A 20,812-nucleotide genomic window follows, 5' to 3' on the forward strand; every position below is an offset into this window, starting at 1 on the left:
TTCGGTGGTGTCGTGTCCGGCGGGGCGCGCCTGTGACAGAGGTTCTGGAGGGCTTCCGGACGGTGCTGTCCGGTGAGTACCCGCGTCTGCTGCTGTCGGGTCTGGGCCTGACGCTGGCGGTCAGCGTGTGCGCGCTGCTGGTGTCGGTGCTGGTCGGCACGGCGCTGGGGGCGGCGCGGGTGCTGCGCGTGCCGGTGCTGGGGCGGCTGGGGGACGCGTACGTGACGGTGGTGCGGGGCATTCCACTGATCGTGCTGCTGTCGGTGGTGTACTACGGCCTGCCGACGCTGGGCGTGACCCTGCCGGATTTTCCGGCGGCGGTGCTGGCCCTGGGTCTGTACTCGGCGGCGTACACGAGTGAGATCGTGCGCGGCGGGATCAGCAGTGTTCCGGCGGGGCAGGCGGAGGCGGCGCGCAGTCTGGGGCTCAGCCGGGGGCAGGCGCTGCGGTTCGTGGTGCTGCCGCAGGCGTGGCGGGTGGCGCTGCCCGCGCTGGGCAATGAGTTCATCAGCCTGATCCTGGGCAGCAGTCTGGCGAGCGCGGTGACCTTGCAGGAACTGTTCAGTCAGGGGCGGTACATCACGAACGCCACGTACCGGCAGTTCGAGGTCTACGCCGTGCTGGCGCTGGTGTACTTCCTGCTGACGTTCGTGCTGTCGCGGCTGGTGCGCGCGCTGGAGGCGCGTCTGAGTCGGGGCGTGACACTGCCGGAACGGCGCGTGATCTGAATGCGGGGGTGGGGAATCGAGGCGGCGTGGGCCGCCTTTTTTCCTGCCGTTTTTCATGGGGCGGTAGGACGTGTGGCCTGCTGCGCGCCTGGGGTGAGGTCGGCGATGTGGCGTGTGGCTTCTGCATGAGGTGGCGCATTCCCCTCTAGGCTCATTCTGCTATTTGCGAAATACATAACATTGTTCTATAGTTTACATAGTCGTCGGGGTGCCCCCGACCGACCCTGAATTCTCCGATTCAATCCACGTTCCACCGGAACCCTTCACCCCAGCGATGCCTGAGGTGAACGGCGTTCCACGCCCACTGGCGGCCCGAAGCGGGTGACATCCCGCTCTGGTGGCCGCGCCACCTCGCCCACCCGCAGTCGACCCAGACCATCCGGCACCTCACGGACATCGGACAGGCCGCGACTGGAGCCATATTATGTTTTCGGCGTATTTTTTGATCTGGATCTTCCGCCTGTCCAGTGACACCGTCCCTGTGCCGAACTCGCCATTCCTGGCAGCTGACGACGATCGGCCCCGTGGTTGACGCCAAGCCGCTAAGCTCTCGCTGTGCCCGATCCCCTGATCCCGCTCCGTCAACTGCTGCTCCGTGACGACGCAGAGGGAACACTGAATCACCTGATCCAGGCGGCACAACACGCACGTAGGGCAGCAGACGTACTTCCGCTCATCGCGGCCCTGCCGGAGGTACCGCGGGACTGGATCGGCAGCGAGCTGGGCGGCCTCGCCCTGGCCTGGCTGTACTTCCGGGGGATGCAGCACCGCCAGCTCGACGATCTGCTGGACGCCCGGCCCCCCGGGCAGCTTCTGCCGTTCCGGGCGCACCTGCACCTGATTCACCGGCGCAGCGAACTGGCCCTGAACCTCGCGCGCTTCAGCGTCCTGCAGGCACCCGATGGCCCCACCCGTTCCCTGACCCTCACGCAGCTGGCGGGTGCGGCCGCCATGCTCGATCACCCCCACTGGAAGGAGCTGTACCGCTTCCAGATCGCTCAGGCACCACCCATCTACCGGGGGCTGGCCCGCCTCCAGTTCGCCTTCGACCTGCAACACCATCAGGAAGTGGGCGAGGCGACCACCGAACTGACGCGGGCGCTGGGTGACCTGCGGCACGACCCGACATCCTCCACATACATTTACCGGACGCTCGTGTCCATCGCCCTCGACACCAGTCAACCGGGCGCAGCCCTGAATGCACTGCGAAAGGCGGAAGCAATCGCTCAGGACGGCCTGCTCGCCTCAGAACTGTTCCTGCCGCGGGCACTGCTGACCCTGAGCCTGACCCAGTATCCCGTCACGCTCAAGACGGCCATGTCAGCCCGTGAGCACATTTCTGCTCCCGATCGGCTGGCCTCAACACTGGTCATGGGATCGAAGGCCCTGGCGCTCATGGGGCAGACGTTCGAAGCCGTTCTGATGGCGCAGGAGGCGGCCGCGCTGCACCGGGTGCTGGATTCGGATCGGCACGCGATCCTCAACCACCTGGCGCTGGCGTACCTGCACGCGGGGGATCTGCCGCGCGCCCAGGAGGCCCTGAGCCGCGCGGACAGTTACTCGCAGCATGCGGGGACCCTCTCGTGGCTGGCCCGCGCGGAGTGCGCCCGGCAGGCGGGGGGTGAGCCGCTGCCGCCGGGTGACGGCATCCGCGCGCAGCTGGCGACGCTGCGGTGGTCGTGGGTGCGCGCGTACCTGCCCGCGCTGCTGGAGCAGTACGGGGTGGTGACGTTCGCGCCGCCGGAGTGGACGGTGCGGGTCAGTCTGGCCGGGCCGGTGCGGGTGTGGATGTCCGGGGACGAGTTGCCGCTGCGCTCCACGCGGCCCGAGGCGGGATTGCTGGCGCTGCTGGTGACGGCGGGCGGGCAGGTGTCGCGCGAGCGGGCGCTGGACGCGCTGGATCTGCCGGGGAAGACGCCGACGGCGCGGCGTAAGGCGCTGAGTGCGGCGGTCGCGGCCCTGCGCGAGCTGCTGGGCTGGCCGGGAGCGCTGACGGTGGACGGGGGCGTGCTGCGCCTGTCGGACGCGCCGCGCTGGGAGGAACCCTCCATGCCGGGGCGGGGGCGGGAGGATTTCTTCTGCGAGGGCCGCTTCGACCCGTGGGTGCTGGAGTGGCGGGAGGAGCGGACGCTGGCTGGAGTACCGGATTGACCACTATTGATAGGTCATTCTCATAAATACGGACGTTCTGCGGACACCCCATCCGCAGACTGGACGCATGACCCCCGACGAGCAGCCCGAGCGTGTCCAGAGCCCCGTCCAGCGCCTGTTCCTCCTGGCCCGCCTGCTGCGCGCCCGGCCGCACACCGTCGCGGAACTCGCGGCGGCCATCGGGCAGCCCCTGGCGGTCACGGCGCGCGACCTGCGCGAACTGGAGGCGCTGGAACCCGGGCTGCGCGTCCTGCCCGGCCCACCGCAGGGGTACGTGATCGGCACGCCGGAGCTGGACGGCGCGGCGCGACTGACCCTGCTGCGCGGCCTGGACGCCCTCGCGGCACGCGGAAACGAACCGGCCGCCAGCCTCGCCCCGCTGCGCGCCGCGCTGGCCGACGCGCTGCCCGCGCACGTCCGCGCGGCCCTGCCCACCACGGGCACGGCTCGCCCCGCCGCCTCCGACCTCGCGCTCCGCGCCGTGACGCAGGCTTGGCTGGCCTGCCGCCCCATCCGCTTCCAGGAATGGCAGCCCGGCAAGCGGCGCGCGGCGCGGCTGCACCCGCTGCGGATCGAGGCGCACCCGGTCAGCGGTGACCTGCTCGTCGTGGGCCGCGACCCCGACCACGCGGGCGAGGTCCGCACCTACCGCCTGATACGGATTCCGTTTATTTCGTTGACAGATCGGAACGCCACCGATCTGTCAACTCCACGTCCGGAATCCGTTTCTCTCCCACTCGCTCCGCTCGGATTGAACGGCTTTGTAAGCCATTCAATCGGAGTCCGTATGAGCCGCATGCTGCACGTCACGCCCGAGGCAGGCACCTTCACGCCCGACCCCCTCGACCCGGGGCAGGTGCCCGCGCTGCCCGTCACGCTGCTGACCACCCAGGCAGCGGACAGTGTGACGGTCACCCTGCGCTTCACGGGCGAGGCGGCATTCCGCGTGCTGGAAGGCGGCCACGCCTGCCTGGGCGAACCGAGCATCAACCCGGACGGCAGCGTGGACGCGCCCCTGCTCGTCCCGCACGACGCCGGGGGCGTGCCCCGCAGCGTCCTCCCGTGGCTGCTGTCCTGGGGGCCGCAGGTGCAGGTGCTCGGCCCGGACGGGGTGCGCGCCGCGTGGCAGCGCCTGACGCGCGAGGCCGCCGAGGTCGCCGCGCAGACCCCCACCCGTTTCGTGCAGCACGGCGCGGCGTGACGGGCGGGCAGTGAGCCCCTCTACCCGTCCTTTACCCGTCCTGCGCGTCGGCCCAGGCGATCACGGCGGCACTCTGGTACGCGGCCAGTCCAGGGCGTGCCCGGTCGATGTTGCGCGTGAACCGCTCGTCCGCCACCCACATCTGCGCCAGGCCGCGCATCATCTGCGCCGACGCGTCGTAGTACGCGCCGCTGATGTGCGCGCGGTGCCGCGCCGCGACCCCCTGCGCCCGAACGTCCGTGGCGGGCACGCCCGCGTCCATCAGCTCCACGTATGCGGCGGTGATGCCGTCCATCTCCGCGCGGATGCGCGCCCAGTCCGCCCTGCTGTACCGGGCGGTGCGCGCGGCGCTCTGGCGGTAGGCCTCCGTCTCGCCCCAGCGTTCGCGGGCCTCCGCCTCGTATTGCGTGGGGTCGAAGCCGTCGAACACGGCCTTCACGTCCTCGTTGTTCATGATGGTCTCCTCTGCCCCGTCCTCCAGGGCCTTCAGGCGGGCCTGCACCTCGCGCAACGTGTGCTCGGCGCGGCGCAGGTCCTCGCGCAGCCGCCCGGCGTGGGCACGCAGCGCCTCGCGTTCCAGGTCCGGCGGGGCGTCCAGCACCCCCGCCACCTCGGCGAGCGGCACGCCCAGCGCCCGCCACGTCAGCACGCGCCGCAGCCGCGCCAGATCGCCCGGCGTGTACAGGCGGTAATTGCCGTCGCTGCGCTCGGCGGGGCGCAGCAGCCCGATCTCGTCGTAATGGTGCAGGGTACGGACGCTGACGCCCGTCAGGGCCGCGACCTCCCCCACCGTCCAGCGCTTCGCGTCCAGGGTGGAACCTCCTGAGGGGCAGCGTAGGCCCTCCCGCCGCGTGAGGGTCAAGCGCGGGTAAGCTGCCCGGCATGACGGGTCAGGGGCGGAGGTTCGACTGGGGGGCGTTCGGGCGGGGCTTCAGGGTGATGGTGCCGCTGTGGGCGGGCGTGGTGCCGTTCGCGGTGGCGTACGCGGTGACGGCCCGCGCGGGGGGCCTGAGCGTGTGGGAGACGTGCCTGATGAGCGTGACGGTGTTCGCCGGGGCGAGTCAGTTCGCGGCGGCCGGGCAGTTCGTGGGTGGGGCCGTGCCGGGGGTGGCGGCGGTCGCGCTGGTGGGGACGACGTTCGTGCTGAACGCCCGGCACGTGCTGTACGGCCTGAGCCTGTCGCGGCAGGTGCCGCTGGGTCGGTGGCAGCGTGCCGTGGCGGCGCAGTTCCTGACGGACGAGGCGTACGGCATGGTGCTCGTGGCGGGCCCGCGTGATCCGGGCGGCCTGAGCGTGGGGTTCCTGCTGGGTGCGGAACTGAGCCTGTTCGCGGCGTGGAACGCGGCGACGCTGCTGGGCGCCCTGGCGGGCGGCGTACTGCCCGACCCGGACGCGCTGGGCGTGGGGGTGATCTTCCCGCTGGCGTTCCTGGGGTTGCTGGTGCCGCTGCTGGTGGGCCGCGTGGCGGTGCTGGTGGCGGTCGTATCGGGTCTGGGTGCGTGGGGGCTGGGACGGGTGCTGCCGGGCGGACTGGTCGTGCTGCTGGTCGGGGTGGGCGGGGCGCTGCTGGGCGCGCCGATCAGTACGCGGCGGGCGGAGGTCCGCGCGTGAGCGGCTGGCTGGTCATCCTGCTCATGTGGGGCGTGACGTACGCGGCGCGCTTCGTGGGTCTCAGCCTGGGCCGCCTGGAGTTGCCGCCGTTCTGGCTGGCGTTCCTGCGCTTCGTGCCGGTCAGCGTGTTCGCGGCGCTGATCGTCCCGGACGTGCTGGGCAGCCCCGAGTGGGCGCGGCGGCTGATCGGGGCCGCGGTGGGCGGGGCGCTGCTGTGGCGCACCCGGAACCTCGCGCTGGGCATCGTGGGGGGCTTCGCGGCGTACTGGGCGGCGCGGCTGCTGGGCGCGTAGCCGGGGCGTGTGAGGCGGGCCGCCGCGTGCAGGGTGGGGCGCGCGCTATGCTGAGCGGCGCATGACGGGTCAGGTGGGCAGGGTGAAAGTCATTGACGGCAAGTACGAGGTGCTGCGGGAGGTGTCCGTGCAGGGCCCGGTCACGCTGTCCGAGGTCCGCGCGGCGGAGGGCGTCACGCGACAGGTGGCGTGGTTCACCGTGGCGACGCCCGCCGACCGGCAGGCCTTTCACGCGTACCGGACCGCGCTGCGCGCCCTGAGCCCGGCGGGCCTGACGGACGTCGTCGCGCGGCCCGGCGCGTTCTACGCGGTGTGGCAGCCCGTGACGGGTCAGCCGCTGGAGGCGGCGCTGGCGCACAAGGGCGTCCCGCAGGACCTCGTGGAGAACGTGCAGGCGCTCGCGGCCTCTCTGGCCGAGCACGGGTACGCGCTGGAGGACGCGCAGGTCCTCGTGGAGGCCCACGAGCCGCGCGTCGCGTACCTGACGCCCCTGCTGGCGCCGCGCAGCCCCGAGGACATCGCGGCGCGCAACGCGGCGACCCTCGCCCCGCTGAAGGGCGCGCGCGTGAAACGCCGCCGCGAGCCGGGCGCGTGGCTGACGTTCATTCCGGGCCTGCTGCTGCTGGGCGGCGCGACGTACGTGGGCGCGCAGGCCGTGCAGATCTACCTGAACCCGCCGGTACGGCCCGTGAGCAGCGTGGTGGGTCAGGCGGCGAAGGACGCGGCGCGGCAGCTGACCGGCGAGGGGTTCCGCGTGGAGTACACGACCGGGCAGGCGGCGGGCCGCGCGATCGGGTCGGTCATCCGGCAGGACCCGGCGGGCAGTTCGACGCTGCCGGTGGGGCGGCTGGTGACGCTGACCGTGAACAACCCCCCGGCGATCGAGGTGCCGCGCCTGGAGGAGATGACGCCCGACCAGGCGCGCGACGCGCTGAAGGGCAGCGCCATGACGGTCGGGAAGATCGTGAAGGTGGACGGCACCCTGACCGGCACGCCGGAGGGCCGGATCGTGGCGCAGCTGCCCGAGCCGGGCTCGACGGCGCAGCAGGGGCAGCCGGTGCAACTGATGGTCAGCACCGGGATCGTCGGGAAGAAGACCTTCCTGCCGGACGTGCGCGGCTTCCAGTACGAGGACGCCCGGACGTACGCGCGGGACGCGGGGCTGGTCATCACGAAGGTCACGCCGCAGCCCAGCGACCAGAAGGAGGGCACGGTGCTGGAGCAGACGCCCGCGGCGTTCAAGAGCGTGCCGGTCGGCAGTCCCGTGACCCTGACGGTCGCCGCGCCGCGGTACAGCGCGCCCAGCCGCCCGGCGGGCAGTCTGCCCCTGCCGCCGCCGGTCGTGGCGCCCGAACCGGAACCGGCGCCCGAACCGGACCCGGTCACGCCGGACCCGCAGGGCGCGGCGCCGCAGGAGATCCCGGCGGTGCCCGCGCAGGACGCGTCGCCGCAGGTGTCGGCGCCCGCCCCGCGCAGCGTGACGTTGCGGTACACGTTCCCCAGCGACCTGCCGCAGGGGACGTACACGCTGGCGGTGCGGGACGACAGTGGCGAGCGCGCACTGGACCTGAACGCGGACGCCGGGGCGCTGGCCGGGAAGCAGATCAGCACGGTGGCGAGCGTGCAGGGGGACGCGGTGTTCGTGATCCGGCGGGACGGGCAGGACTTCGCGCTCGTCACGCCCTGAGGGCCACATGATCTACCTGGATTACGCGGCGACGCACCCCATGACCCCGGAGGCCCTGGCGGCTTACGCGCAGGCGGCGGCGCTGCCGGGCAACCCGGCCAGCGTGCACGCGGCGGGTCAGGCGGCCCGCGAGCGGCTGGAGGAAGGCCGCGCGCGGGTGGCCTCGGCGTTCGGGGTGGACCCGCGCACACTGATCGCCAACGGTGGCGGCACGGAAGGCGACAATCACGTGCTGCTGGGCATCACGCGCGCGTGGCAGGACCGCCACAGCCAGCCCGGGCACCTGATCACCACGCCGAGCGAGCACTCGGCGGTGCTGGCCCCCGCGCGGGCCCTGGCGGCGCAGGGCTGGGCGGTCACGTTCCTGACCCCGGACCGCTTCGGGCGCTACGACCCGGCAGAGCTCGCGGACGCGCTGCGGGAGGACACGGCACTGGTGTCCATCCATCACGCGAACAACGAGGTGGGCGCCGTGCAGGACACGCCCGCACTGGCGGCCCTGGCGGCGGCGCGGGGCGTGCCGTACCACACGGACGCCGTGCAGGCGCCGGGCGTGCTGCCGGTGGACCTGACGGGCTGGGGCGTGACGTTCGCGACGTTCAGCGCGCACAAGTGGGGCGGCCCGCGCGGCGTGGGCTTCCTGTACGTCCGCCGCGGCGCCGAGCTGCCCCCCGTGACACTGGGCGGCGGGCAGGAGGGCGGCGTGCGCCCCGGCACGCAGGACACCGCCGGGGTGTACGCGGCGGGCGTGGCCCTGACCCACGCGGCAGCGGCGCAGCCCGCGACCCTGGCGCACCTGGGCGCCCTGCGCGAGCAGTTCATGCGGGAGGTCGCGGGCATCCCGGACCTGAGCGTGAATCACGCGCCGGACAGCAGCCCGAAGGTCGTGAACGTCACCGTGGGCGGCGCGGACGGCGAGGCGCTGCTCATGAACCTCGACATGCTGGGCGTCGCGGCCAGCGCCGGGAGCGCGTGCAGCGCGGGCACCATGCAACCCAGCCACGTCCTGACCGCCCTGGGGCTGGACGAGGCGCAGGCCCGCGCATCCCTGCGCTTCAGTTTCGGCGCGGCCACCACGCCCGCCGAGGTCAGCGCGGCGGCCCAGGCCCTCACGCAGGCCGCCACCTGGAGCCGCGCCTAGGGTCTGTCTGGCTGACGTTTCAGAGCCACAACACGATGCAGGCAACGTGTACGCCGGCCAAAAACTGATGTCCCCGCTTCTCGTATCGCGTCGCTAAAGCCCGAAAATCCTTGAACCGGTTGATGTTGCGCTCCACCACCTGACGTCCCCGATAGGCTTGTGCGTCAAATTTCGGTGGACGCCCACCCCGCGCACCGCGCCGCAGGCGAGCCTTCCGAGCATCCGCACGTTCCGGACAGACACAGCAGATCTTTCTCTTCCGTAGCACCTTACGGTAGGTCCTCGCGCCATACGCTCGGTCCATCCTGAGCGTCGTCGGACGCTTCCTGGGGCGTCCCGGCCCGGGACGCCCCACCCGAACATTGTCCAGCAGCGGCGCGAGGTAAGTGGGGTCACTGGCCTGTCCGGCGGACACCAGGACGCTGAGTGGATACCCATGTCCGTCACTCAGGACGTGGATTTTGCTGGTTCTTCCCCCACGACTGATGCCAAGCCATTCATCAGGCACGCCTCCCTTTTTTCCGTCCGTGCCAGTTGTTTCCGCGCGCCCACCGCACTGCGGTGGGCTTTGACATGGGTGCTGTCGATGGCGGCGCCGTCCCAGTCAATTCTTCCCTCATCGTCGGCTTTGACCTGGAGCGCGGCGAGAATCGCCACCCAGGTGCCGTTCCGAGACCAGCGGGTGAAGCGGTCATGGCAGGTATGCCATGACCCGTACCGTTCCGGGATATCTCGCCAGGGGGCACCGGTCTTCAGTCGCCACAGGATGCCATTCAGGACGGTCCGATGGTCCTTGAAGGCGTGTCCACGTGTGGGGTTGGCAGGCAACAGCGGAGAGAGGGTCGCCCATTGCTGCTCGGTGAGATCCGTCCGTCCCATCTGCCCATCCTTACAGATTCAGCCAGACAGACCCTAGACGGATCGAACCGCGCAGAGAGGCCGTGGGAACACCTCCACGGCCTCTCTGCATCGATGGTGTGGCTCCTCTTTATCAACCATCACCCATCAACTATCACCTATCATACGGATTCCGTTTGTTTCGTTATTGATTCCTGCGTTGGAGCGTAACGAGAGGGGTACGATGAGGGCATGCCGCCAGCCTGGCAACCCACCCGGTGGACCCGCGAACAGATGGAAGAACGGCGACTGTTCGCTGAGCCGTATCTCCGCGCAGGGGAGCTCAGCTCCACCCAGATCGCCGAACGGTGCGGCGTCAGCAGCAGTGCCGTTCGACGATGGCGACAACGTCTGCGCACACAGGGCTCTCTTGAAGCCACCATTGCTCCAGGCCGCACACCACGACTGACAGACGCTCAGATCGCCCAGATCATGACGATCCTCAGCGCGGGGCCGGGCCCCGCGCAGGCCCCGAATGCCCGCTGGACGTGCCCACAGGTGCGCGAGCTGATCGGCCAGACCTACGACGTGTGGTACGACGTCGATCACCTCAGTCGGCTCTTACGGCAGTGGGGATTCACACCACAGAAACCGATGAGGCGGGCACGAGAACAGGATCAGGAGGCCCTCGTCACCTGGGTGGACACCACGGTGCCCGAGTTGGAAAAAAAAAGTTGAGGCCGGAGAAACACTCGTCTTCATCGATGAGGTGGGCTTCAGCTTGAAGCCCACCGTGACCCGCACCTGGGCCCCCTGTGGTCAGACGCCCGTGTTGGTGTCCAAGTACCGCTGGGACAGCGTGTCGACGATTGGAGCGATCGCCACGACGGGACAGTTTCTGCAACACACGCATCCAGCGTCGATCAACGGCGCACACGTCCTGTCGTTTCTGTCGCATCTGTTGCGTCACATTTCTGGATCGATCACGGTACTGCTCGATAACGCCCGCATTCACAAGACGAAGGCGCTGGGCGCCTTCGTTGCAGCTGAACCTCGATTGTCGGTGGTGTACTTCCCGCCATACGCGCCTGAACTGAATCCGATTGAGCCGGTGTGGGCGTATGTGAAGCAGCATGTCCTCGCGAACTTCTGCCCGTCAGATCTTCAGACGTTGAAGGCCCGATTGCCCGTGGCGTGGCGGAAAGTGCGAGCGGCTGAGCTTCCAAGGCGCCTCCTGCATGGAGCTCGGCTGTGACCCAGTTGCGCAGGAATCAATAACAGATCGGAACTCCACCGATCTGTCAACTCCACGTCCGGAACCCGCTTCTCTCCCGCTCGCTCCGCTCGGGTTGAAAGATTTTGCAAACCTTTCAACCGGAGTCCGTATCAACCCTCTCCCCCGTCAGGTGTTCTCGTTCTCCTCGGGGTCGCGGGTCAGGGTGGGTTTCACGGGCGCGTGGTCGCGGTCCTGGCCGCCGCGCGGGTCGCGGCCCAGGTCCTCGCGGGTGAGTTTGATCTCGATGGGTGAACCGCCGAAGTTCAGGCTGCGCTGCGGGAAGGGAATTTCGATGCCGGCCTCGTCCATGGCGATCTTGATGCGGCGGTTGAATTCGCGGCCGATGGCGTACTGGCTCTTGGGCTGCACCTTGAACAGGGCGCGCAGGGTGACGCCGTCCGGGGCGAGTTGCGTGACGCCCTGCTGCTCGGGCGCCTCCAGGAAGAAGTGCTTCCACGCGTCCGCTTCGTAGATCTCGGTGCTGACCTGTTCGAGCACGCGCAGGGCGTCGTCGATGTTCGCGGCGTACGTGACGTCCACCTGCGCGACGACCCTCGACCAGTCCTTGCTGCTGACGCTGACGGTGGCGATCTGCCCGTTGGGGATGATGTGCACGGTGCCGTCCAGGGCGCGCAGGGCGGTGACGCGCAGGTTCAGGCGTTCCACGCCGCCGGACAGCTGCCCGGAGTTCACGGTGATGACGTCCCCGACGCCGTACTGGTCTTCCAGCAGGATGAAGAAGCCGTTGAAGACGTCCTTGATGAGGCTCTGCGCGCCGAAACCCACCGCGAGGCCCAGCACGGACACCCCGGCCAGGAGGCTGGTGGCGTTCACGCCGAGCGCCTGGAGGCCCGCGATGACGCTCAGGATGACGACGACGACGCGCAGGGTGCTTTCCACGACGCCCTTGAGGGTCTGCACCCGGACGCTGCGGCGGTTGAATTCCTCGTCGGCGACGATGCGGTGCGCCAGGGCGCCGATCAGGTTCCAGGCGATCAGCGCCATGGCGATCACCACGACGAGCTGTCCGGCGCTGTGGCGGAAGCCGTCCATGATGTCGCGGCCCAGGCTGAACAGCACGGGGACGCTGGGCAGGTACGCGACGGCGGTGGCGACGGCCAGCCAGCCGACGATCACGACCAGCGCCCACAGCCCGTTCAGGGCGGGGCGCAGGCGGGCGGGGACGTGCGGTTCGAGCGTGCTGATCAGCAGCCGGCCGAAGCGGTGGATGGCGTACGCGGCGACCGCCGTCAGCGCGAGCCCCACCCACACCTGTGGTTTGACGATCTGGACACTGAGTTCCTGCAACATGACCCACACCTTCTCATGAGGTGGTGAGTGTGCCAAGAGGCGCGGCGCGGCCCTGAACGGCCGACACCCGCCCAGGTGACCTCCCGGGCGGGTGTGGAGGCAGCGCGGGTCAGCCGGAGGCTTGCTCGGTGAAGGCCGCCTCCAGGCGGGGAATCAGGTTCGCCTCGTGCGCGCGTGCGGCCCGCAGCAGGGCGTTCTTGACCGCGCGGGCGTCGGCGCTGCCGTGCCCGATGAACGCCAGGCCGCGCACGCCGATCAGCAGGCTCGCGCCGTACGTGCTGGGGTCCATGCGTTCGGCCAGTCCGCGCAGCGCGCCGCGTACGAGCAGGCCGCCCAGCTTGCTCTTGAGGCTGCTCTGCAGGGCTTCCTTGACCCAGCCGAACAGCACCTTCGCCTCGCCCTCGGCGAGTTTCAGGACGACGTTCCCGGTGAAGCCGTCGGTGACGACGATGTCGGTGGTGTTGCGGAAGATGTCGCGGCCCTCCACGTTCCCGTGGAAGTTCACGCCCCGGCCGTGCAGGGCGCGCAGCAGGCCGTGCGCCTCGAGCACCAGCGCGCTGCCCTTGTGGTCCTCCTCGCCGATGGACAGCAGGCCCACGGTGGGGTTGTCGCGGTCCTCGACGACCTTCAGGTACACGCTCGCCAGCCGCGCCCACTGCGCGTAGTACGTGGCCTTCACGTCGGCGTTCGCCCCGGCGTCCAGCAGGGTGGTGAAGCCGCCCTTGGCGGGCAGGTGCGTGAGGATCGCGGGCCGCTCGACGCCCTTGATGCGGCCCAGCGTGAGCAGCGCGGACGCCATGGTCGCGCCGCTGTGGCCCATGCTGACGACCGCCGACGCGCGGCCCTCCTTCACGAGGCGCGACGCGACGTTGATGCTCGCCTGCGTGCGGCTGCGCACGTCGCTGGCGTGCTCGTCCATGCCGATCACGTCGGTCGCCTCGACGACCTCGATGGGCAGACTGGCGCTGCCCGCGTGCCGCCCGAGTTCCGCGTGGAGTTTCACGCGGTCCCCGACGAGGATCACGGGCACGCCCGCGCGGGCGGCCTGCACCGCCCCCTCGACGTTCGGCACGGCGCCGTGATCGCCGCCCATGGCGTCCAGCGCGACCGGCAGACTCATCAGCGGTCGTCGCCGTCGAGCGCGGCGGACGTGTAGAAGGGCCGGGTCTCCTGCCCGCGCTGCTCGCTGGGCAGGCGGTAGCCGGGACGCTCGACGTGCTCGCGGATGTCCTTGAAGTCCACGTACAGGTCGGCGGCGTTGCGCAGCTCGTAGCTCGTCATCTCGGCGATGCTGGCCACCACGACGCGCTTACCACGCGCGCGCAGCACCTCGACCGGGCGCTCGAAGTCCCCGTCGCCGGTCAGCAGAACCGCCGTGTCGTACTGGTCACTGGTCGTCAGGAGGTCCGTGACGATCTCGATATCCAGGCTGGCGCGGCGGTACGTGTCGCCGCTGTCGTCCGTCGCCTCGCGCAGCGGGCGGGTGCGGACCGTGTAGCCCATGTACGTCAGGGCGTCCGTGAAGCGCTTCTGCTTGTCGTCAATGGGGGTGGGGACGGCGGTGTAGTAGAAGGCGTTGTACAGGCGGCCCGGAGCGGCGAAGTGCTCCAGGATCTTGCGGTGGTCGAAGTTCCACCCGAGTCGTTTGGCTGCCGCGTACACGTTCGCGCCGTCAATAAAGAGTGCAATGCGTTCCATCTGTGATCTCCTGGGGCCGCGCCTGCCATGGGGCGGGCGGCGGCGGACGCCCGGCACACCGGCTGGTGGCCCTGAGCGTTCGCGGCTCAGGATACCTGACGGACCGTCACGCGGGAAACAGCCCACCCCCCACCACACGCAGCGCGGGCCGCCCGGACTCCGGCGGCGACGGACCCTGAAGGGCGTCCCACACGTCCGCCCGCAACCGCGCGAGATCCACCCCCGCGTACCCGGCGGGCAACGCGTCCAGGTACCGCAGGGCCTTGTCGTAGTTCCGGTGCGTCAGGCTGCCGTGCGCCCAGCGTTTATGCAGCGCCGCCGCGAGCAGGATCAGCGCCTGCAGGAACGCCCGGTCGTCCCCGCGCGCCGTCAGCCAGGGCCGCTCCCACGCCTCGTGCGCCTCCCACCACTCGCCGCGTGCGAACAGCGCCGCGCCGCGCCGGAACTCCCCGGACTCCGTGACCGTCATGCCCGGCAGGCTACCGTCTCCCCACCACGGAAACACCAACTGCGACCCACCTCACCACGGTTAAACAACCGGTGAGGGAACACCCACGCGCGGCATATCCCCACCCTGCCCCCCAGGGGTATAGTCGAAGGCATGAAGCCTGTGGAACTCACGGACAGCAACTTTAACAACGAGATCAGCGAGGGCCTGACCCTGGTGGACTTCTGGGCCCCCTGGTGCGGCCCCTGCCGCATCATCGCCCCGGTCATCGAGGAACTCGCCGGGCAGTACGAGGGCAAGGTCAAGATCGCGAAACTGAATGTCGACGAGAACCCCGTCACGCAGGGCCAGTACCGCGTCATGAGCATCCCCACCCTGATCCTCTTCAAGGACGGCCAGCCCGTCGAAGGCGTCGTCGGCGCCCAGCCCAAACGCGCCTTCGAAGCGCTGCTGGACAAGTACAGCAACGCGACCGCCAGCGCCTGAACGGCAACGGTGACGCGCCCCGGGCAGTGACCTGGGGCGCGTTTCGTCGTTGCCTGGGTAGTGGGAAGTAGGGAGTGGGGAGTGGGCTGAAGGGCATCAGCGTACCTGCCCGTGTGGACGCTTTACGGCAGGGCCACCGCGTGTTTGCCACTGGCGACCGACCCACTCCCCACTGCCCACAACCCACTCCCCCCGTTCACATCCTCACGATGTCCGGTGGCGTCCAGGCGTGCAGGGCCTCGCCCAGGAGCACCTCGCCGTCGGGCCAGTCGCCGTGTCCGCTGGCGATGTTGATGTGCCCGGCCTCGCCTGCCGAGATGAATTCGGCGTCCCACGCGTCCGCGAACGCCTGGGCGCGCTCGAAGCTGGCGAAGGGGTCGTTCTCGCTGGCGACGACCAGGGCCGGGAACGGCAGGGGCTGCATGGGCACGGGGGCCATGTCCGCCACGGTCGGGTACTCCTCGAACGCCCGGTCCGCGTCGGTGGGGCCGACGAGCATCGCGCCCTTCACGCGCGGGTGCCCGCCGGTCAGGCGCGCCCAGTGGACGATGTTCAGCACGCCGCACGAGTGCCCGATCAACACCAGATCACCCGGCGTCGCGTCGATGACCTCCTGAAGCCGCGCCGACCACGTCCCGGGCGTGGGCCGCTCCGGGTCGTCCTGCCGCACGCGCGCCGCGCCGAACTTCCCGGTCCAGAGGCTCTGCCAGTGCTCCGGGCCGCTGTCCCCCAGGCCCGGCACGATCACGATGGTCGGCGTCATTTGCTCAGGCTAGCGCCTGAGGGGAGTGGGGAGTGGGTTGTGGGGAGTGGGTCGGTCGCTCTGGGCGGGCACGCAGCGGAACCGCGATAAAGCGAACACGCCGATGTCCCCGCTGATGCCCTTCAGCCCACTCCCCACTCCCTACTTCCCACAACCCTCTTCACCCTTCGAGGAGTTCCACCTGCCGCCCATCGGGGTCCTGCACGAAGGCCATGTCGCGGCCGCCGGGGCTGGGTTGGAGGTCGCGGGTGACGGTCACGCCGTCCTCTTTCAGTTTGGGGAGGAGGTCGCGGAGGCCGGTGACGTGCAGGGCGATGTGTTCGGCCCAGTGGGGGTGCGGGGCGGGGGTCTCGCCGGTCACCTGGAAGAACTGGAGGAGGCCGTCCCCGAGGCGCAGGACGGCGCGGCGGTGGCCCTCGGGGGTGGTGAGGTTCTTCTCGGTGGTCGCGCCGAGGCGTTCGTAGAAGGCGACGGTCGCGGCGATGTCGCGCGTGAGGAAGGAGACGTGCTTGAGCATGCGTGCAGGGTATACGCTGCCGGGCGTGACGGGAGCACCGTGGAATCTGAATGGGCGGGGAGCGGTCGCCGTGTACGGGGGCCGAGAGGCGGGGGCGCTGATGCTCGTGCGCTACGCGCAGTCCGGCGTGGGGCCGTACGACGAGCTGCTGTGGGTGTCCCTGTCGGGCGCGCCGCAGGTGACGCGGATCGTGGTGAGCACGCAGCAGAGTGTGGTGTGGGGCCGCCGCAACTGGGCGATTCCCAAGTCACAGGCGGAGTTCGCGTGGGAGGGCCTGCCGGGGCGCGAGCAGGTGCGGGTCACGCAGGACGGGCGGCTGCTGGCCCACCTGAGCGTGCAGGCGTGGGGGCCGTCGCTGCCCGTGACGACGGCGGTGGTGCCGGCCGCGTGGCGGACGCTGACGCAGCCGCCCCTGCCGGAGGCCGGGGACCGGGCGACGCTCCTGACGACCGTCTCGGCGTCTGGTCGGGGGCGGCCCGCGCGGCTGAGCGTGGTCGGCGGGGACTTCCACCCGGCCCTGCTGGAGCGGCGACCGCTGCTGTCGGTGGCGGTGCCGGACTTCCGGATGGTGTTCCCCGCTGCGCGCGTGCGGCCTGCCTGACCGGTCGTTCGGGGTCATGCGCCCCGCGCGGCGGGTGAGATAGTTCAACGCGAACGCCCCCACCCCACCTGCCCCGCGCACTGGGCCTGCGGGCACCCTCTTCCCCACTCCTCTCTGACTTCGGCGCCCCGCGCGCCCCGGTGATCCCATGAGTGAACAACCCGAATCGAACGCCCAACCCGCCGCACCCGCCCACGGAGCCCCTGCCCAGAGTGCGCCGGGCCAGGGTGCGCCCGCCGGTCGCCCCGCCCGCAAGCGCATGGTGGACCTCGACCCCAGCGGGCAGGTCACGCAGCGTGAACCCGACCGGTCAGGGCGGCAGTTCATGAACTACTCGTTCTTCAAGCTCGACCCGGCCTTCCGCCGCCTGCCGCACGCCGAGCGCGAGGAGATCAAGGCCGAGTTCATGGCCGCCGCCGACGCGTGGCAGGCCGACGCGCCCGCCGCGAAGGGCCTCATCCAGCGCAGCTACTCGCTGGTCGGCGTGCGCGGCGACGTGGACTTCATGATCTGGCGCATGGCCTTCGACGTCCGCGACTTCCAGGACGCCCAGGCCCGCCTGAACCGCACCCGCCTGATGGGCTACCTGACCCAGCCGTACACGTACACCAGCATGAACAAACGCAGCCAGTACGTGAACCGCGTCGAGGGCAGCGGGCACGGCCTGGAAATCCTGCCCGGCCAGGGCCGCTACCTGTTCATCTACCCGTTCATCAAGACCCGCGCGTGGTACGACCTGACGCCCCACGCCCGCCAGGGCATGATGGACGAGCACATCTACGCCTCCGAACCGTTCAAGGGCGTGCGCATCAACACCAGCTACTCCTACGGGATCGACGATCAGGAGTTCGTGGTGAGCTTCGACAGCGACCACCCGCAGGAATTCGTGGATCTGGTGCACCGCCTGCGCTACACCGAGGCGAGCAACTACACGCTGCAGGACACCCCGATGTTCACCTGCGTGAAGAAGGACCTGCGGGAGACGCTGGACGACCTCGCGTAAACCGGGAGTCTGATCTGGGGGGGAGGTCGGGTGGCCTCTCCTCTTCTGCTGCCGTCAGCGGCCCAATGCGTCGAGGGCGGCGCGGATCTGCCGGGCGCCCTCGATCAGGCGGGGGCCGGGGCGGCCCAGCCCGCTCTCGGGCACGGCGACGACGGGGACGCCCAGGCCGCGCGCCTCGATGACCTCGGGGCGGAGTTTCTTCGCGCCGCACCATGAGCAGACGATCAGGTCCGGGCGGGCGGCGCGGACCTCGTCCAGCGTCAGCGGGCTGCTGCGGCCCTCCCGTTCGGCCAGGGCGTTCACGGCGCCCAGGCTGGTCAGCAGGTCGGTGACCCAGGAGTCGCGGGTGGCGGCGATGATGGGTTTCGGCCACCACTCGACCAGCACGCGCGCCGGGGCTGGGCTGGGGCGGTGCAGGGCGGCCAGTTCGGCCTCCAGCGCGGCGGCGACCTCCTCCCCGCGTTCCGGCAGGCCCAGCAGTGTGCCCACCTGCCGGATGGTGGCGGCAGTGTCCGGCACGCTGGTCGGGTCGAGGATCACGGTGTTCAGCCCGGCAGCCTGCACGGCCTGCACGACGCGCTCCATGCCGGGCACGCTCAGGCTGGCGAGCACGAGATCCGGGCGTGCGCGGGTCAGGGCGTCCACGTCGATGTTCAGGTCCGGTCCCAGCCGCGCGGCGCGTTCTATTCCGGGGGCGTCGCTGTGGCTGTCCACGGCCACCAGCCGGTCGGTGGCGTGCAGGGCGTGCAGGATGTCGGTGTTGCTGCACGTCAGGCTGGCCAGTCGCATGGGGGGCATGCCAGGCAGTCTACGCGGGTTGGAAGTGCGCGCTGGCGCGGGCAAACGCCCCCTGACCGTATGGTAGGCTCGGGGTATATGAAGAACACCTTCGCCGTCACCATGACGCTGCTGCTGGCCCTGACCGTCGGCGGCTCCGTCGTCGGGTACAACATTGCCACCAAGCCGCACCACAGCGAGAAGGGTCACGAGGAAACCGAGGCGCCCTCGATGGGCAGCGAGGAAGCACCCAGCCCGAACAGCGCCTCGACCGGCGCCGAGGCCGCCCCCGGAACGACCGGTGACGTCACGGCTGCCAACGAGGGCGGCGAGCAGGCCGGTGCGAACGGCGCCGTGACCGCCAGCGGCGAGGGCACCACCGGCGACGAGAAGACCAGCACCACCGAGGGCAGCGCCACCGATACCGACACCGCCGGTTCGACCGGGCAGCAGCCCGCAGAGACGGCTGCCGCGGCCGAGACGCAGGGTGACGCCAGCGCCGGGGAGAAACTCTTCGCGTCCAACTGCGCCGGGTGCCACGGTGCGAACGGCCAGGGTGTGGTCGGGCCGAGCCTCGTGGCGGCGAACGGTCCCAAGGACTGGACGCTGGCTCAGTTCACCACGGCGCTGCGTGAAGGCAAGGCGCCCGAGAAGGAACTGGCCGCCACCATGCCCCGCTTCACCGACGCGCAGATCACGGACAGCGACATCGCGAACGTGCAGGCGTACATCAAGACCCTGAACTGAACACCACCAGCAGAGGCGGCCCCGGTACTCCTGGGGCCGCCTCTCTCCTGTTGGTCAGATGGGGTAGTACGCGCGCGGCTGGCCCTGCACGAAGTCGCGGGTGGGCACCCAGATCAGCGGGTTGCGTTCCTCGACTTCCGGGGGCGGGCCGTACCGCACCAGGGACTCCACCTGCGCGAACGGCACCCACTTGACGCCCACGACCTCGGGGTCGGTGGGGTCGATCTCGCCGTGGAAGGTCGCGGTGAAGCGGCCGAAGATGGCGTAGCACTCGTTACGGGTGCCGGTCAGCAGTTCGCCTTCGAGCAGGCTGACGAATATCAGGTCCGTGACGGTCAGGCCGGTCTCGACGAGAACCTGACGGACGGCGGCGTCCCCGAGGGTCTCGCCGGGGAGGGCCTTGCCGCCGGGCAGGCCGTAGAAGATGCTGCCGTCGTCCATGCGTTCCTCGACGAGCAGCAGGTGCCCGTCCCGGACGAGGTACACGTGCGCGGCACGTTTGAGCGGCAGGGTGCGCGACAGGTGGCTCATGTGCCCGGCAGTCTAGCGCGCCCCGGCGCCTGCAGCAGGCTCAGGACGTCGTCCGGGAGGCGGGCGGGGCGGTAGGTCTGGTCGGTGGCGATGTGGCGGGTCTCGCCCGTGGCGAGCAGTTCGTCGCCGCGCAGGACCTCGTACGTGAAGGTCATCGTGCGCGAGCGGACGCTACTCAGCCGCGCGACGATCCGGAGTTCATCGTCGTAGCGGGCGGCGCGGCGGTACTCGACGTTCAGGCCCGAGAGCATCAGGTAGTACCCGCGCGCCTCCACGTCCCGGTACGGCAGGCCCAGGTGGTGCATCAGGTCGGTTCGGGCCACCTCGAACCACACGGGGTACGTGGCGTGGTGCACGACGCCCATCGCGTCCGTCTCGGCGTAGCGCACGCGGATGACCGTGGGCGGCCAGGGCACCGTGTCCTGAACAGTCACAGGGGGGGCCGGTCGCTGGCGTCGTGGAATTCCAGCACGGGCGTCCGGCGCAGCTTGACGTGGTCGGCCACCTGCCGCTGCAGGTACCCGCGCGCGCCACGCAGCGCGTCGAGCAGCTCCTCCATGTCGCCGGTCATGGCGCTCACGTACACGCGGGCCAGGGAGTAGTCGGCGGTGACGGTCACGCGCTCGACGGTCACGATCATGGGCACGCGCGGGTCGCGCAGACCGCCGATCGCGTCGCTGATCACGCGGGTCAGCTGCGACTGGATCTGTTCGGGTTTCATATGGACTCCGACTGAACGGTTTGCATGAACCGTTCAGTTCGAGCGGATGCGAGAAGGAGCAGGACGGATTCCGGACGTGAAGTTGACAACCCGGTGGTGTTCCGGGTGGTCAGCGGAACAGACGGAATCCGTCTCACGTGCCGCTCCGGCGGTCGAGGGGGTGGGGGGTGGGGACTGGCATCCCGGCATGCTACGGCATCCGGGTCTGCCCTGACCTTCATGCGCGCCTCGCGGTCACGGTCCGGGCACGGTGCGGTCACGCCCCGGCGCGCACCCTGGGCGCA

24 protein-coding genes are annotated in these 20,812 nt (G+C 70.2%); 12 read left to right on the forward strand and 12 right to left on the reverse strand.

The window, feature by feature from the left end:
• Positions 1-32 precede the first annotated feature (32 nt).
• The 3 genes from DEIGR_RS10400 (at position 33) to DEIGR_RS10410 (ending at position 4,080) form a co-directional block, all read left to right on the forward strand.
• A complete protein-coding gene (locus DEIGR_RS10400) occupies positions 33-728 on the forward strand; it encodes an amino acid ABC transporter permease (RefSeq protein WP_058977024.1) in 696 nt (231 codons plus the stop codon).
• Between the two features lie 555 nt (positions 729-1,283).
• Positions 1,284-2,879 (forward strand): hypothetical protein, encoded by a 1,596-nt coding sequence (locus DEIGR_RS10405; RefSeq protein WP_058977026.1) that lies wholly within the window; start codon positions 1,284-1,286, stop codon positions 2,877-2,879.
• Positions 2,880-2,946: 67 nt separating this feature from the next.
• Positions 2,947-4,080, forward strand: a complete 1,134-nt coding sequence (locus DEIGR_RS10410) for a helix-turn-helix transcriptional regulator (protein WP_058977030.1) — start codon at positions 2,947-2,949, stop codon at positions 4,078-4,080.
• 31 nt (positions 4,081-4,111) lie between these two features.
• On the opposite strand, the gene DEIGR_RS10415 is transcribed toward DEIGR_RS10410, so the two are convergent.
• Positions 4,112-4,942, reverse strand: coding sequence for a MerR family transcriptional regulator (locus DEIGR_RS10415; protein WP_236704719.1), 831 nt, complete (start codon positions 4,940-4,942; stop codon positions 4,112-4,114).
• A 20-nt stretch (positions 4,943-4,962) separates the two neighbouring features.
• Between DEIGR_RS10415 and DEIGR_RS10420 the strand changes: the two genes are divergently transcribed.
• From DEIGR_RS10420 to DEIGR_RS10435, 4 genes are all read left to right on the forward strand, one after another.
• Positions 4,963-5,691: an AzlC family ABC transporter permease gene (locus DEIGR_RS10420; RefSeq protein ID WP_058977035.1), complete on the forward strand. Its 729-nt coding sequence runs from the start codon at positions 4,963-4,965 to the stop codon at positions 5,689-5,691.
• Positions 5,688-5,984: an AzlD domain-containing protein gene (locus DEIGR_RS10425; protein WP_058977037.1), complete on the forward strand. Its 297-nt coding sequence runs from the start codon at positions 5,688-5,690 to the stop codon at positions 5,982-5,984. The genes DEIGR_RS10420 and DEIGR_RS10425 overlap by 4 nt, the downstream gene beginning before the upstream one ends.
• A gap of 61 nt (positions 5,985-6,045) precedes the next feature.
• Positions 6,046-7,671 (forward strand): PASTA domain-containing protein, encoded by a 1,626-nt coding sequence (locus DEIGR_RS10430; RefSeq protein ID WP_058977039.1) that lies wholly within the window; start codon positions 6,046-6,048, stop codon positions 7,669-7,671.
• Between the two features lie 7 nt (positions 7,672-7,678).
• On the forward strand, positions 7,679-8,812 hold the full coding sequence (locus tag DEIGR_RS10435) for a cysteine desulfurase family protein (RefSeq protein WP_058977041.1): 1,134 nt from the start codon (positions 7,679-7,681) through the stop codon (positions 8,810-8,812).
• A gap of 19 nt (positions 8,813-8,831) precedes the next feature.
• Here DEIGR_RS10435 and DEIGR_RS19640 read toward each other — a convergent pair.
• Positions 8,832-9,691, reverse strand: a protein-coding gene (locus tag DEIGR_RS19640; RefSeq protein WP_153013705.1) for an IS5 family transposase whose coding sequence is annotated in 2 segments (ribosomal slippage) — positions 8,832-9,334 and positions 9,334-9,691 — 861 coding nt in all. Because the reading frame shifts where the segments join, the coding sequence is not laid out codon by codon here.
• A gap of 210 nt (positions 9,692-9,901) precedes the next feature.
• Between DEIGR_RS19640 and DEIGR_RS19645 the strand changes: the two genes are divergently transcribed.
• Positions 9,902-10,904, forward strand: a protein-coding gene (locus tag DEIGR_RS19645) for an IS630 family transposase (protein WP_153013568.1) whose coding sequence is annotated in 2 segments (ribosomal slippage) — positions 9,902-10,372 and positions 10,374-10,904 — 1,002 coding nt in all. Because the reading frame shifts where the segments join, the coding sequence is not laid out codon by codon here.
• Positions 10,905-11,051: 147 nt separating this feature from the next.
• Here DEIGR_RS19645 and DEIGR_RS10445 read toward each other — a convergent pair.
• The 4 genes from DEIGR_RS10445 to DEIGR_RS10460 all read right to left on the reverse strand — a co-directional run bounded on the left by DEIGR_RS10445 (position 11,052) and on the right by DEIGR_RS10460 (position 14,403).
• The gene (locus tag DEIGR_RS10445) at positions 11,052-12,236 is read right to left on the reverse strand and encodes a mechanosensitive ion channel family protein (protein WP_058977043.1); all 1,185 of its coding nucleotides are present in this window, start codon (positions 12,234-12,236) and stop codon (positions 11,052-11,054) included.
• A gap of 109 nt (positions 12,237-12,345) precedes the next feature.
• Positions 12,346-13,356 carry a phosphate acyltransferase PlsX gene (gene plsX, locus DEIGR_RS10450; protein WP_058977045.1) on the reverse strand — a complete coding sequence of 337 codons (1,011 nt, stop codon included), beginning with the start codon at positions 13,354-13,356 and terminating at the stop codon, positions 12,346-12,348.
• Complete coding sequence (locus DEIGR_RS10455; protein WP_058977047.1) at positions 13,356-13,934, reverse strand: LabA-like NYN domain-containing protein; 579 nt, start codon at positions 13,932-13,934, stop codon at positions 13,356-13,358. The genes plsX and DEIGR_RS10455 overlap by 1 nt, the downstream gene beginning before the upstream one ends.
• Positions 13,935-14,040: 106 nt before the next feature.
• Positions 14,041-14,403, reverse strand: a complete 363-nt coding sequence (locus DEIGR_RS10460; RefSeq protein ID WP_058977049.1) for a DUF309 domain-containing protein — start codon at positions 14,401-14,403, stop codon at positions 14,041-14,043.
• Between the two features lie 132 nt (positions 14,404-14,535).
• Between DEIGR_RS10460 and trxA the strand changes: the two genes are divergently transcribed.
• Complete coding sequence (gene trxA / locus DEIGR_RS10465; RefSeq protein WP_058977051.1) at positions 14,536-14,868, forward strand: thioredoxin; 333 nt, start codon at positions 14,536-14,538, stop codon at positions 14,866-14,868.
• Between the two features lie 196 nt (positions 14,869-15,064).
• Here trxA and DEIGR_RS10470 read toward each other — a convergent pair whose 3' ends face one another.
• Positions 15,065-15,631, reverse strand: a complete 567-nt coding sequence (locus tag DEIGR_RS10470; RefSeq protein WP_058977053.1) for an RBBP9/YdeN family alpha/beta hydrolase — start codon at positions 15,629-15,631, stop codon at positions 15,065-15,067.
• 160 nt (positions 15,632-15,791) lie between these two features.
• The gene (locus DEIGR_RS10475; RefSeq protein WP_058977055.1) at positions 15,792-16,148 is read right to left on the reverse strand and encodes a VOC family protein; all 357 of its coding nucleotides are present in this window, start codon (positions 16,146-16,148) and stop codon (positions 15,792-15,794) included.
• A 25-nt stretch (positions 16,149-16,173) separates the two neighbouring features.
• Here DEIGR_RS10475 and DEIGR_RS10480 point away from each other — a divergent pair, with 25 nt between their 5' ends.
• Both DEIGR_RS10480 and DEIGR_RS10485 read left to right on the forward strand, forming a co-directional pair.
• Positions 16,174-16,749: a hypothetical protein gene (locus DEIGR_RS10480; protein WP_236704720.1), complete on the forward strand. Its 576-nt coding sequence runs from the start codon at positions 16,174-16,176 to the stop codon at positions 16,747-16,749.
• A gap of 259 nt (positions 16,750-17,008) precedes the next feature.
• Complete coding sequence (locus tag DEIGR_RS10485) at positions 17,009-17,752, forward strand: chlorite dismutase family protein (RefSeq protein ID WP_058977057.1); 744 nt, start codon at positions 17,009-17,011, stop codon at positions 17,750-17,752.
• A 54-nt stretch (positions 17,753-17,806) separates the two neighbouring features.
• Here the strand turns inward: DEIGR_RS10485 and DEIGR_RS10490 are convergent, their stop codons facing one another.
• Complete coding sequence (locus DEIGR_RS10490) at positions 17,807-18,541, reverse strand: helical backbone metal receptor (protein ID WP_058978659.1); 735 nt, start codon at positions 18,539-18,541, stop codon at positions 17,807-17,809.
• Between the two features lie 87 nt (positions 18,542-18,628).
• On the opposite strand from DEIGR_RS10490, the gene DEIGR_RS10495 reads away from it, so the two are divergent.
• Positions 18,629-19,276: a c-type cytochrome gene (locus tag DEIGR_RS10495; RefSeq protein ID WP_058977059.1), complete on the forward strand. Its 648-nt coding sequence runs from the start codon at positions 18,629-18,631 to the stop codon at positions 19,274-19,276.
• Between the two features lie 54 nt (positions 19,277-19,330).
• Here DEIGR_RS10495 and DEIGR_RS10500 read toward each other — a convergent pair whose 3' ends face one another.
• The 3 genes from DEIGR_RS10500 to rbfA are packed head-to-tail and all read right to left on the reverse strand — an operon-like array spanning position 19,331 to position 20,528.
• Positions 19,331-19,807, reverse strand: coding sequence for an NUDIX domain-containing protein (locus DEIGR_RS10500; RefSeq protein WP_058977060.1), 477 nt, complete (start codon positions 19,805-19,807; stop codon positions 19,331-19,333).
• On the reverse strand, positions 19,804-20,223 hold the full coding sequence (locus DEIGR_RS10505; protein ID WP_269083795.1) for an acyl-CoA thioesterase: 420 nt from the start codon (positions 20,221-20,223) through the stop codon (positions 19,804-19,806). The genes DEIGR_RS10500 and DEIGR_RS10505 overlap by 4 nt, the downstream gene beginning before the upstream one ends.
• A gap of 14 nt (positions 20,224-20,237) precedes the next feature.
• A complete protein-coding gene (gene rbfA / locus DEIGR_RS10510; protein WP_058977062.1) occupies positions 20,238-20,528 on the reverse strand; it encodes a 30S ribosome-binding factor RbfA in 291 nt (96 codons plus the stop codon).
• Positions 20,529-20,812: the final 284 nt, after the last annotated feature.

It is taken from the genome of Deinococcus grandis (assembly GCF_001485435.1).
GTDB classification, from domain to species: Bacteria; Deinococcota; Deinococci; order Deinococcales; family Deinococcaceae; genus Deinococcus; species Deinococcus grandis.

Coding starts and splice junctions, on each gene's coding strand:
- DEIGR_RS10500 (WP_058977060.1), bottom strand. CDS start 19,807: ATGAGCCACCTGTCGCGCACCCTGCCGCTCAAACGTGCCGCGCACGTG.
- DEIGR_RS10460 (WP_058977049.1), bottom strand. CDS start 14,403: ATGACGGTCACGGAGTCCGGGGAGTTCCGGCGCGGCGCGGCGCTGTTC.
- DEIGR_RS10475 (WP_058977055.1), bottom strand. CDS start 16,148: ATGCTCAAGCACGTCTCCTTCCTCACGCGCGACATCGCCGCGACCGTC.
- DEIGR_RS10435 (WP_058977041.1), top strand. CDS start 7,679: ATGATCTACCTGGATTACGCGGCGACGCACCCCATGACCCCGGAGGCC.
- rbfA (WP_058977062.1), bottom strand. CDS start 20,528: ATGAAACCCGAACAGATCCAGTCGCAGCTGACCCGCGTGATCAGCGAC.
- DEIGR_RS10445 (WP_058977043.1), bottom strand. CDS start 12,236: ATGTTGCAGGAACTCAGTGTCCAGATCGTCAAACCACAGGTGTGGGTG.
- DEIGR_RS10420 (WP_058977035.1), top strand. CDS start 4,963: ATGACGGGTCAGGGGCGGAGGTTCGACTGGGGGGCGTTCGGGCGGGGC.
- plsX (WP_058977045.1), bottom strand. CDS start 13,356: ATGAGTCTGCCGGTCGCGCTGGACGCCATGGGCGGCGATCACGGCGCC.
- DEIGR_RS10485 (WP_058977057.1), top strand. CDS start 17,009: ATGGTGGACCTCGACCCCAGCGGGCAGGTCACGCAGCGTGAACCCGAC.
- DEIGR_RS10490 (WP_058978659.1), bottom strand. CDS start 18,541: ATGCGACTGGCCAGCCTGACGTGCAGCAACACCGACATCCTGCACGCC.
- DEIGR_RS10410 (WP_058977030.1), top strand. CDS start 2,947: ATGACCCCCGACGAGCAGCCCGAGCGTGTCCAGAGCCCCGTCCAGCGC.
- DEIGR_RS10495 (WP_058977059.1), top strand. CDS start 18,629: ATGAAGAACACCTTCGCCGTCACCATGACGCTGCTGCTGGCCCTGACC.
- DEIGR_RS10470 (WP_058977053.1), bottom strand. CDS start 15,631: ATGACGCCGACCATCGTGATCGTGCCGGGCCTGGGGGACAGCGGCCCG.
- DEIGR_RS10455 (WP_058977047.1), bottom strand. CDS start 13,934: ATGGAACGCATTGCACTCTTTATTGACGGCGCGAACGTGTACGCGGCA.
- DEIGR_RS10430 (WP_058977039.1), top strand. CDS start 6,046: ATGACGGGTCAGGTGGGCAGGGTGAAAGTCATTGACGGCAAGTACGAG.
- trxA (WP_058977051.1), top strand. CDS start 14,536: ATGAAGCCTGTGGAACTCACGGACAGCAACTTTAACAACGAGATCAGC.